The organism is Xylanibacter caecicola, from assembly GCF_013166515.1.
Lineage (GTDB): Bacteria > Bacteroidota > Bacteroidia > Bacteroidales > Bacteroidaceae > Prevotella > Prevotella caecicola.
The window spans coordinates 170,868-183,216 of sequence record NZ_JABKKJ010000002.1 but is presented as its reverse complement, the minus strand read 5'-3'; the positions used below and the strand labels follow the sequence as shown (position 1 = coordinate 183,216).

Annotated in this window: 7 protein-coding genes; 4 read left to right on the top strand and 3 right to left on the bottom strand. The window is 45.5% G+C overall.

The annotated features are described in order from the left end of the window. The first annotated feature begins 110 nt into the window (after positions 1 to 110). Entirely contained in the window at positions 111 to 2,471 is a 2,361-nt protein-coding gene (locus HPS54_RS02380; RefSeq protein ID WP_172343873.1) for a helix-turn-helix domain-containing protein, read from the top strand. A gap of 143 nt (positions 2,472 to 2,614) precedes the next feature. Here the strand turns inward: HPS54_RS02380 and HPS54_RS02375 are convergent, their stop codons facing one another. Then, positions 2,615 to 4,423, bottom strand: coding sequence for a DNA cytosine methyltransferase (locus HPS54_RS02375; RefSeq protein ID WP_172343872.1), 1,809 nt, complete (start codon positions 4,421 to 4,423; stop codon positions 2,615 to 2,617). 2 nt (positions 4,424 to 4,425) lie between these two features. Continuing rightward, positions 4,426 to 5,136: a PmeII family type II restriction endonuclease gene (locus HPS54_RS02370; RefSeq protein WP_172343871.1), complete on the bottom strand. Its 711-nt coding sequence runs from the start codon at positions 5,134 to 5,136 to the stop codon at positions 4,426 to 4,428. A gap of 1,076 nt (positions 5,137 to 6,212) precedes the next feature. On the opposite strand from HPS54_RS02370, the gene HPS54_RS02365 reads away from it, so the two are divergent. Next, positions 6,213 to 7,745 (top strand): glycoside hydrolase family 28 protein, encoded by a 1,533-nt coding sequence (locus HPS54_RS02365; protein ID WP_172343870.1) that lies wholly within the window; start codon positions 6,213 to 6,215, stop codon positions 7,743 to 7,745. Positions 7,746 to 7,960: 215 nt separating this feature from the next. Here the strand turns inward: HPS54_RS02365 and HPS54_RS02360 are convergent, their stop codons facing one another. Next, entirely contained in the window at positions 7,961 to 8,536 is a 576-nt protein-coding gene (locus HPS54_RS02360; RefSeq protein ID WP_172343869.1) for a hypothetical protein, read from the bottom strand. Between the two features lie 874 nt (positions 8,537 to 9,410). Here HPS54_RS02360 and HPS54_RS02355 point away from each other — a divergent pair. After that, on the top strand, positions 9,411 to 11,714 hold the full coding sequence (locus HPS54_RS02355) for an Ig-like domain-containing protein (protein ID WP_172343868.1): 2,304 nt from the start codon (positions 9,411 to 9,413) through the stop codon (positions 11,712 to 11,714). Positions 11,715 to 11,735: 21 nt separating this feature from the next. Continuing rightward, the gene (locus HPS54_RS02350; protein WP_172343867.1) at positions 11,736 to 11,921 is read left to right on the top strand and encodes a hypothetical protein; all 186 of its coding nucleotides are present in this window, start codon (positions 11,736 to 11,738) and stop codon (positions 11,919 to 11,921) included. The last annotated feature ends 428 nt before the right edge of the window (positions 11,922 to 12,349 follow it).

The following is a 12,349-nucleotide window of genomic DNA, read 5'->3' as shown; positions in this document are numbered from 1 at the left end:
AGAAGGCAAAAAACGGCGCAAAAGTCTGTCGGATTGTATTTTTTTACTACCTTTGCCGCATCTGATACACATCTGTCTGATACACATTATTATATTAAACACATACCGCCATGCCGCGCCATATCCTTAAATCGTTATTTCTTGCATACATCTTCACGCTTGCCGCAACGGCACAGCGGTCCGTGACATACGACAACCGCTCGGGTCTGTCGCACTGGATAGTTTCAGACGTGCTACAGGACAGACAGGGCTTCATCTGGCTGTCCACGTGGAACGGGCTGAACCGGTTCGACGGCTACGAGTTCCGGCAGATAAAGACACGCCCCGGCGACGGAACGGACATCAAGTCAGAGGTGATACGCAGAATCATGCAAGACGGCAAGGGCAACATAGTGTGCCGCACCGAGAGCGGTTTCTTCAGGTTCGACACCCACAACTACCGGTTAGAAGACGTGGCGGACACCACAATGTACGACATGCCGCCGATAGGCAAGCCCGCGCCCTTCCGCGACAGCGAGGGCAACGTGTGGACGGTGGAGCGATACGGCGTGACGAAGACCTGCACGGCGCATCATCCGGCGAAAATCGTAACAGGCACGGAGAACGTGCAGGCAAGGGCGTTCATGCGCGACAGGAAGAACCGCTGGTGGCTGGCGACGAAGGAGGACGAGTGCATACGGATATACGACGGCAGGAACGTGCTCGCGGGCTTTTTGGGTAGCGACGGGCGGCTGCACGGGGAGAAGACGCCGTTCGGACACCGCGCCTACACTATTGTGCAGACGCGCGGCGGCGACATCTGGGCGGGATGCAAGCCCGGGGCGCTGATACGCATGAGGGAGAGGGCGGACGGCACTTTCGAGATAAGGAGGATAAGGGGCGCGGAATTGGCGTGCGACATCATCTACCACATCATAGAGGACGGCGCGGGACGGCTGTGGCTTGCCACCTTCGGGGGCGGCGTGGTGTGCATTCCCAATCCCGAAGCCGACAACCCCATGTTCATAAGTTTCAAAATAAACGGCGCAGAGAGCAAGGGGTGCAAGGTTAGGCGCCTGCTGCTCACCCGGCGTGGCAACATCGTGTGCGCCACGACAAACGGGATTGTCACGGGTCGAATAAACCGCAGCGACGTGCGCAAGAGCGTGTTCCGCCGGCTGGGGCGCGACGGCAAACGCAGCGGAAGCCTGTGCAACAACGCCACAATGGACGTGGTGCAGGACGGTCGAGGGCGCATATTCATCGCCACGGAGAACAGCGGAATAGACATGACAGACGAGGAAGAGCTGTTCGGCGACGAACCGTCATTCGCGCACTTCAACACCGCCAACTCGTCGCTCACGTCCGACGCCTGCCTTGCCATGACGGTGAAAGGCGGCGGGCACATACTGGTGGTGTGCACGGACAGGGTAATGGACTTCATGCCCTACGGCGACAGCACCGTCACCTACTCGAGGCGCTTCTGGAGCGCGGCGTGCCACTTCTCGGAAGAGCGCCCGCTGCGGCTGCCCGACGGCTCGTGGCTCTTCGGACAGGAGCAGGGCGCCTATATCGCCACGCCGCACAACATGGACACGCGCGGATACAAGCCGCCGCTGCTGTTCACAGAACTTATGGTAAGCGGCAAACAGCCCGTGACGGGCATCTGTACGACGGACACCGTGGTGCTGGGCACGGACGAGAGGAACTTCTCCATATCGTTCGCCGCGCTTGACTATACCGACAACACGGACATCTGCTACAGAAGCCGGTTGGACGGCTCGCCGTGGAGCCGCGCGGGCAACGACCGCACGCTGACGTTCTACGACATGGCGCCCGGGACGCACACGCTGACGGTGCAGTCGACCGACCGCTACGGGCGCTGGGTGGACAACGCGCGCCGGCTGACAATCATCGTGACGCCGCACTGGCACGAGACGCTGTGGGCGCGCATGGCAGAATGGCTGCTGTTCGCCGGGATGATAACGGGCGTCGTATACACGGTGTTCTACATCCGCAACATGAACCGTCAGCGGCGCGAACTGCTCGTCAAATACATGGCGCTGCTCGACCGCGCGGACGGCGGACAGAGCCCGGCGGAAAAGGCAGAGGCACCGGCACTGCCGGCGGAACTGCCTGAAAGCGACCGCAGGTTTCTCGGGCTGGTGATGAGATACATCGAGGAGAACATCGGCAACAGCGACGCGAACATAGACGACATGGCTGCCTTTGCCGCCACGAGCCGCAGCAACCTCAACCGCAAGCTGCGCTCGCTTGTGGGCATCACCGCCGCGCAACTGCTCATAGACGCAAGGATGCAGAGGGCGGCGCAGATGCTGGGAGCAGCCGCGGCGGAGGACGGGAAGCCTCGCATAGCGGAGATTGCGTATGCCTGCGGATACTCAGACCCACGGTATTTCTCGCGCTGCTTCAGACAGAAATACGGCGTGACGCCTTCGGAATATCATGGCGTAAGCGGTACCGGGCGGTGACGGTGCGCCGCAAAAAAGAAACGTTCTAACGGACAGTCAATCCTCACGAACGTTTCTTTTTTATTGTCCCAATCACCCCCCCCAATGATAATAATGAGCAATATTTACAAAGTATTCCTTACTGCAATCTTTAATGAATCACATTAAACGGATGAAGTTAACTCTGCCAATGTCATATCTGTATAAGTGTGCCAAATTTCAAGTACCGGTTGTTTGTATTCCGAAAACAATGATTTGATGTATTCTATTTCAAATACCAGTCTGTAATCAGCAGGATTGTTATCTATCTGCCCTTCTTTCCTTGTACCGACACGAACAACTTTAATCTTGTAAATGTCACGTATACCTTGACCGCTTATATAAGGAACGAAGTAACACAATTTGTCCAATGCAACAGTAGACGGAAATCTCTTACCAGTATAATAAACAGTTGCTTTCTTTTCAATATATTCACCGATATTATCCTTCTTGACATAGCAAATCAATACATTCTTGTCCATGTCTATCTTAGATGATATTCCGTATTCTTTTGGCAGTGTTTCCTTTACCATATTTGAAACAATGCCATCCGGATAATCAGCAAACATGTCAAAGAAGTTTAACTGCCTTACCGTAGTTTTCTTTTTCAATCTGTCGTTTTTTACATCAGATACATTCTCTGCATCACGTTCTTTTAGTTGTTCAAGAATCTTTTCAACAGCCTCTGAGGTATCAGGTGTTTCTGTCGATTCTAGGATCTGTATGTCGTTGAATAGTCTGATCAACGAACGTCCTATTGCCCATGCAAGATTTACAGGTACGGCGTTACCTATCTGTTTGTATTTATTGCTTATCGTTCCTGCAAATAGCCAATTATCCGGAAAAGTCTGAACTCTAGCATATTCCCTTACTGTCAACGGGCGTGTTTCAACAGGGTGACAACGTTCGGTTTGTTTCTGACAAGGAGAACACGTCAGTGTTAATGAAGGTTCGTCAAGGGACAGCCGACGCGCCATTCCAGTCTTACCTCCACCCAAGAGCCAACTTCCTCCCATATATTCTTTGGCAATATCTTCTGGGAGATTACGCCAATCACCACCTTGCGGCACCATATCAAATATTTTCTGTTTTTTTGACGGATATCTTACACCTTCTGATTCAGGTACATCCGTATCGTATATTACACTTTTATAAAGCGCGTCTTTCAATGTAAGCACCTGTGTATATGGTGAGGGCCAATGGAAATATACTTTTTCTGCTAAATCATTTCGAATCGCAATCATGATAAGTCGTTCGCGCTTTTGCGGAACCTGATACATGACGGCTTTCAATACACGCGGTTCTATAAGGGTATATCCCAATTCTGCAATAGCATTCTTTATGGTATTGAATGTTCGTCCGTTGTCATGAGATATCAATCCCTTGACATTTTCACCCATAAATACTTTCGGGCGAATTTCTTTTACCGCTCTTGCCAATTCAAAAAACAGTGTGCCACGCGTATCATTAAATCCTCCTTGTTTTCCTGCATAAGAGAATGCCTGACAAGGGAAACCTCCGGACAGAAAATCAACCTTATTACAAAGTGGAGTAAAATCAATATTACGTACATCCGCTTCTATCACATTCCAATCAGGTCTGTTTATACGAAGAGTGTTACAGGCAGAGTTATCAAATTCGTTAAGCAGTACATGACTGAAACCGGCTAAAGACAAGCCAAGAGCAAGCCCGCCACCGCCGGCAAAAAGCTCTACGGATGTGTACTCACGAAACGGATACACATTCTTTTCTTCATCCCAATGGCTACCCAACATTTCTTTAACCTCGGGAATTTTTGCGATTTCTTCAAGATAAAAACCTTTCATTCCGTTTTCCACACGCGAAGGATAAACGCCATTTTCCGTCCATTTCCGGACAGTTGCATTGGATGTTCCTATCAAAGCCGCCAGATTGTTTTCTGATATGAACTGCATATTTATAAACCGCCTTTTTCTGTAATTTCCATTGCAATATCCTCCACTTTCTGTAGTATTAGAGAACTTCCGTTTATTCCATCTTCTTCAACCACTTCACCGAATGCCTTGGCAAGTTGATAGTAGAAAGTTTTGTCACCGGTGATATGTTCCCAAAACTCAGCACCGCAATAAACAGGATAGGTAGTTGCTATTGTCTTGTAATTTGCCGATATTCTCTCGCCATACAGCACTCCGACAATCATATCATCCATTTGCAATGGTATTCTATCCAAACGTGCTTTGCCAATAAGGCGTTTAAAGTGTCCTAATATAGTATCAACATCATCTTTGTTGATTGTCTGTGATCCGGCTTTACACTGGCAATATTTCTTTCTGCCATCAAGTGCATCAATAAATTCTATGTCAATCCCATCTATCCCGGAAGCGCATCCTGCAACCTGTGCAAGCTGGGATATGAATATTTGGATGTTCTGCCCAAAACTGGTATTTACGCTTGTTCCGAGAATACGTGGATAGACAAGAGCTTTTGCCATAGATTGCGGTGCGGTGTCACCGCAAAGGAAAGCTGCAAGATAGTTGATAAGGAAGGGATTTACATCAAAATCTTTCAATCTCAGTTTCTGGAGATTTTTTATATGATTGGGGATTATTGAAGTACGAAAATAATTTTTCCCACTTTCAATGATTACTCTTTTTTGTTCTTCTGTCATAGCGGTATTCACTGTATTTTAAAGTTTTCTGCAAAGTTACATTTTTTATACAAGACTTTGATGTTTTTTTAATTATGCTTTTGCAGAGAAAATGTTCTTTTTAAAAAAAAGCAGCTTCATATAGATATTATTCCAAACAATAACCCGGTGACGAAATATTCAGGATCTACGTATTATTCATATTTCATAATATCACAATGTCGCATATTTTATCTTTTACCTTACACTTTGCTTTTTTGCATACCCTTTATTTTTGCCGTCCTTGTAAAATAAAAGCAAGGAGGGCGCAAATATCGCAAAGAAACGTGTGCAGGCGTAACGCACACAAAGACAGTACGTTACGACATACAGCGCATATCTGTGCAGCGAAAAGCAGCGGAGGGGGGGGCAAAAATGGGCTTTTCAGCCCCAAAACACGGCTTTTCGGGATGTAAAACGTGCCTTTCGGGGTTGTAAAAGCATGCTTTTCTGAATTTTGGAATGTACTTTACGAAAATTTGGAACGTGCTTCACGAAATTTTGGAACGTCCAAATTATATTTTGGATCGATCCAAAATAGGAAATGGCACGTCCGTGGCTGCACCACGACGCTGGTTTAAGAAAAATCCCGTATGTTTTCAAAAAGCAAAGTGTCGCCGATTGGGAGTGAAAGCGGACAATGTGTAAAACGAAGATATGTGAAGATAGTCTAAGGAGATAAGGGAAGATACTCTAAGGAGATAAGGGGAGATAGGAGGAGATATGTGGCTTATGCCACGGGAGATAAAGGACAAATGTCTTGTGGCATGCAACGAAACATACGTCTCTTATCTTCCTTTATCTCCTCAAATCATCGCTTTACTTCTTAGGCTATCGTCCTTTATCTCCTGTGGCATAAGCCACATATCTCCTCCTATCTCCCCTTATCTCCTTTTAAGAGCTTCCCTCGCAGAGGGCAAGCGTCGTTTGAACATATTTCATATATAAAATAATAAATAGTCCTCTGTCAACGGCTAAATAATCACTATATTTGCACGTAATTGCGACATATCTGCGGACAGGAACCGCATTGTCGGACTTATTTAATACGAATGGAAATGAAAAAAATCATCAGTATCATCGCGCTCCTGCTCACACTGACGGCAGCCGGCGCACAGGCACAGGGAAATAATGACGGCAACGGGAGCGGCAACATGCCGTTCGACATGCCGGAAATCAGCGCCCCGGCATTCCCCGAAAGGTCGGTGTCGGTAACAGACTTCGGAGCCGTTGGCAACGGCACGACATTATGCACGCAGGCATTCGCCCGGGCAATGGAAAGGCTTGCCGCAGAGGGCGGCGGGCACCTCATAGTGCCACGAGGAATATGGCTGACGGGGCCGATAGTGATGAGAAGCAACACAGACCTTCATCTCGAACGCGGCGCCGTAATACTTTTCTCACCCGACATCAGTCTCTATCCGCCCGTGGGCACGGTGTTCGAGGGACTGAATGCAAGGCGCTGCCAGTCGCCCGTGTCCGGAATGAACCTTAAGAACGTCGCCATAACCGGCGAGGGCGTAATCGACGGCAACGGACAGCGCTGGCGACCGCTGAAGCGAATGAAGACAACCGCGGGACAGTGGCAGGAACTGACGGCGGTGAGCGGGGTGACGGTCGACGGCGGCAACTACTGGTTTCCAGACGCGGGAGTGACGGACGCCGACGAGGCGGCACGCCTGAAAGAGGCATTCGGCATATCAACCGACGACGAGTGGAGGAACATACGCCACCACATGCGCCCCGTGATGGTGAGCCTCGTGTCGTGCCGCAACGTATGGCTGCAGGGCGTGACGTTCCGCAACTCGCCGTCGTGGAACATCCATCCGCTGATGTGCGAGAACGTGCTCATAGACAACATCACGGTGCAGAACCCGGAATATGCGCAGAACGGCGACGGGCTTGACCTTGAGTCGTGCCGCAACGCGGTGGTGAGAAACTCCACGTTCGACGTGGGCGACGACGGCATCTGCATAAAGAGCGGCAAGGACGCCGACGGCAGGAGGCGCGGACGCCCGTGCGAGAACGTCGTCATCGAAGGCTGCACCGTATTCAAGGGGCACGGCGGATTTGTGATAGGAAGCGAGATGAGCGGTGGCGTGAGAAACATACTTGCAAGAAACTGCACGTTCATGGGCACAGACACCGGACTGCGCTTCAAGAGCACCAGGGGGCGCGGCGGCACTGTGGAACGGATATTCATAGACGGCATAGCGATGACCGGAATAAAAGGAGACGCCGTGGTGTTCGACCTTTACTACGGCAACAAGGCGCGCACAACGGTGAACAGCCGTGGCGAGACAGTGCCGGCACCCGTAGCCCCCGCGCCCGTAGACGAGACAACACCGGCGTTCAGGGACATACACATAAGCAACACGACATGTACGGGTGCGAAACGCGCGCTGTTCTTCAACGGAATACCCGAGATGCCCGTAAGGAACATTACGCTGGAGAACGTCGGCATCACGGCGGAACAGGGCGCACGGCTGGTATACAGCGAGGACATCACGCTCAAGAACGTGTCGATACGGCAAAGTCGCGGCAAGCGCCTCGAAACATTCTTCTGCAAGGACATCACCGAAAAGCCGTGATAAAAAGTAAGTAAAAAACGGAGAATAAAAGAACGGGAACGGCGTGTGATATAAAGCGGATATCTTCTCGACACTCAATGTGAAGGAAGCACGCCGTCACACAAAACAACGAAAGACAATCTCTCGGATCGGCGCACAGCCAACAACCATGGCAATGATGTGCGCCGACCGGGACGTCTGAAACAAGGCTATATCTTTTTCATTGATAATTTCTACTACAGGTCTTCACCGTTAGCTTTGTTGTATTCATTATCGTAATACATCAAAATTTGGAATTTACCATATTGTCGTCCTTCACTAATCATAAACCAGACTGAACGCCTCCAATCACTCAATGAGCTTTCTGCATCTGCACTCTCTTTCTGTAGAAAGCCAGCTTCATATCTTTTATTATGAAGACGTATTCCATAACCTATTTCTTCATCGTCTGACAATGATTGATTAGGAGATAACGTCCTATACTTCCTATTACGTTCAAACTGACTACACAAATCATTAAATCTTATTTTTATATCAGCCTCGCCTAATTCATTGACATCAGATACCATTATACGCCAGACTTTATTATTATTTGTTACAACGTTTATATATACATCTCTTCCATTAAACTCCCCCTTCAACATGTCCGAATCATAAGCAATACTTTTAAACCCTTTGGCTTTCAGCTTACTTATCATCGCAGCCTTTGTCCCGTCTACGGGAATACCGAGAAATCTTGTAACTGTGACATCTTGCGCATATAACGCAATAGAAAGCAGGCACATTGCCGCTATTGATAATAACTTTTTCATTGATTATTTGATTAAGGAAAAAAGGCGAAAACCATTTTGTGACTTGTCTAACATCCGGTTACCGCCAAGTGACCTTATTCCCAACAAGCACAGAATAGTTCACGCCCTATCAGCGCGAACTTTCAGACTGCTTGTCCTCGGGAATGAATATTGGCGGTATTCGACGTTAGAGAACAAGAGCTTAAAAGCTCAATATCATTTTATTTGTTCATTTCAAATCAGAGTGGAAACGCTTTATTCCGGTTTGGTAAACTGCAACAATACGCTGTTGCTTCATATTATTAAAACTCGTTATATAGGCTCTCACACCTTTTGCGTTTCTTTCTTATGTCTGTTGTTTCACCTCCTTTTCTACGTTACACTTGCTTTAAAACTGCTCAATTCTTTATAAATTTCATATCTGCAAAGATAATTAAAAAGATTGACAGAATGTTTCTTTACAACAAATATTGCTTAAAGAACATTTAAATAGGGCATCACAACTGTCCGCCAGATAAAAAAAATGAGCCATTAAAAAGTAAACTATACATCTCTTTTCAACAAAAAAGAGCCATATCAAACTCTAGATTAGTAACAATAAGCCACCTGAAATAACGATGACAAAGCTGTACATAAGCAATAACGGAAAAATGAAACATGAGCATTTAAGAAATGCAGAAGTATTGAAATCCTTACAGTAGCTGTAATGTTTGTCCTGACAGAACACGGAAATCTTCCTTGTTCATTTGTCTTATATCTTTTCGCGCATTGTTAAACAAACGTTAAACATTTTACCGAATATTAAGTTTTATCTACAAAAACAACTCTTTTAACTACATAATATATACCTTTGCAATCTAATAATTTAACAACAATTATCTAAAACATAAGTATTATGAATCTTTTTTTACACTTTCGGGATTTAATTAAATCCCGTTTTTCGGGGGGGGTAATTTGTACACTTCTTCTTTTGTTGGTTAGTGGTACGGTTAGTGCTGAAGATGCTATATATAAAGTTGCTTCTACATCATCCGTAACAACGACTGGAAACGCACCAGAAAATAGCAATGCTACATTCAAACAAACTTACACTACCAAAGGTCAAATAACAAAAAACAATTCTGCGACATTAACTTTAACCGGTTTTACAGGATGCACGGTTACAGGCATTAAACTATCAATGAAATCTAATAAAAGTGACGGCGCAGGAACTTTTACAACTAAGATAGGTACCAACACCATTGCATCCATACCAAACGCTACCACTTTCAACCAATGGTATGACAATACAAGCTATAGCACTAATTACAAAGACATAAATGTCAATATATTAGATGATTATAAAACTTATAAAATAGGTGAAAATGAAAACATCGTAATTGAGATAAAAGCTACAATAAATTCTCTTTACATTGATCAATATACGATAACTTATACAAAGCAAGCATCTGCTTTCAATATCACCGAAACATCCGCTACCATAAACGCCGGAGAAACATGCGATCTCAGTACAAAGATAACAAAGACAGAAGGATATAACGGAACAATTACTTATAGTTCTGACAGTGAAAGTATAGCAACTGTAGATGCTAACGGAATTATCACCGGTATAGGAGAAGGTACAGCTAATATAACTATAACAGCAAGTGCAGACGGAAGTTTCACCGAACAATCAGAAACATTTGCAATAACAGTTGTAAAACCCGACTTAAGGAAAGACCCGACATTCAACTGGAGTTTGTCAAGCTATGAACCGTATTTTGACACAGAAAATAAAACATTCCCCAAACTCAACTATGCTGAAGGTTTTAACGAAATCATAACTTATTCTTCAAATAATGAAGCTGTCGCAACCATAAACAACAATGGTGAAATAAATATACTCTCCGCAGGTGAGACAACAATAACTGCAAGTTTTGCAGGTAATGACAACTGGCAGGAAAGCACTGCATCATACATACTTAATATAAAGAAACACATCACTGAACTTTCATTCGGTGCAGAGACCATATACAATGTAAATCTTGGCGAAGCATTCATCTCGCCAAAGGCAACAGCTGCGCTCAAGAACGGAAAAGACTATGACGGAACAATAACATACAGCAGCAGCGACACAAACATCGCAAACATAAACGCAACAACAGGGGAAGTGGAAATCAAAAGTGCCGGAACTGTAACAATAACTGCAACAGCAGAGGAAACAAACGCGTGGACAGAAGCAACAACAAGCTATACATTGACTGTTATTGATCCTAACAATCAAACAGTAACATTTGACTATACAGACCCTGCAAGTTTGGGACTTACAAAGCCTGCAAATAGTGCAAGTACAGATATTACCCAAGATATCAGCAAAGATATTGTAACAATGTCCTCTACAAATGGAGGTACAAATACGCGAATTTGGAACGCAAAAGGCGAATGTGATCTTCGAGTATATAAAGGCGGTGGTAGTATAACATATACCGTGCCAAATAGCTATGTCATAACTCAAATAAAGTTTACATATAGTAGTAGTGATAAAGGAATAACAACAGGTGGCAATTTCTCTAGCGATAAAACATTATGGACAGGCAACAAAAATTCTGTTGTATTCACAGCGAATGCAACAGCAAGAATAAAGACCGCCACAATAACATATAAAAAGTTGCCAACTGTAACCGTAACTGACAAGAAATACACAACATACGTTACTCCACGTGCTGTAGACTTCGGAAGCGAAGTCAAGGCATATATTGTAAACGACGTTACTGCTGACAAGGTTAAGACAATACAGATAAACAATGCACCTAAAGGCACTCCGGTAATTGTTTACGCCGAGAATGCCGGTACATATACCCTTACAGAAATAGACGAAGCAACAGACGACGTTACATCCAACAAGCTGCTTGCATCCGACGGAACAATAAAAGGCGGGAACAATATATACGCAATGGCAGTAAAGACCCTGGGAGTAGGTTTCTACAAGGTTTCGGAAAATGTGACCATTCCTGCTGGCAAGGCATATCTTGTATGGGAAGAGGCACCGGCAGGCAATGCAAAGGAATTCATCCCCATGGGAGGAGAGACAACAGGCATAACCAACATCTCCGGTGAAAACGGCAACGCCAAAAAAGTTTACTACAACCTAAACGGAATGCGCATAGACAAACCGCAGAAGGGCATATACATAGTGAACGGCAAAAAAGTAATTTTCTAAACAATATTTATATCCGAAACAATGAAAAAGAACATATATATAACACCGGAAACAACGGTATACGAAACAATATCCGAAGGGGAAATACTTGCAGGTTCACTGCCTAAAGGAGATGAAGAAAAAGACATCATCATAGACGAGGAAGAAATTCTTTCAAAGCCTTACACACCCCCGACAATAGACTTATGGGAAGAGGAGGAAGAATAGGAACATAACGATATGTAAATAATAAAAAAGCCCCGTTGGTTCTGCGCTGCGCAGACAACAGGGCTTTTTTAATTTATAATTAAGAATTTATAATTTATAATTCTGCGCAAGCGGGAACGTCGGGTAATTATTTAACATGAGTTCGATGAATTAGACAAATCACCCCTGCTCTACCTCTGTTATCACGTGCCATGACAATTCCCTGTCCATACAAAGCAGGTCTTACACTTTTAAAGCAAAACAGCATTTCAGCTTACTATTTGATTTCTTCAAACCCCGAAATACGGCGATTTTCTGAAACAAAAGCACTGACGGAGCTGAATATCGCCAAAATTCGCGTGCAGAGATAATATGCTTTGTTTCAGATCGTTACGCGTAAAAGCACAAAAGTGTGCACAGAATGGAAAGAGAAAGTTGCCTGATTTATA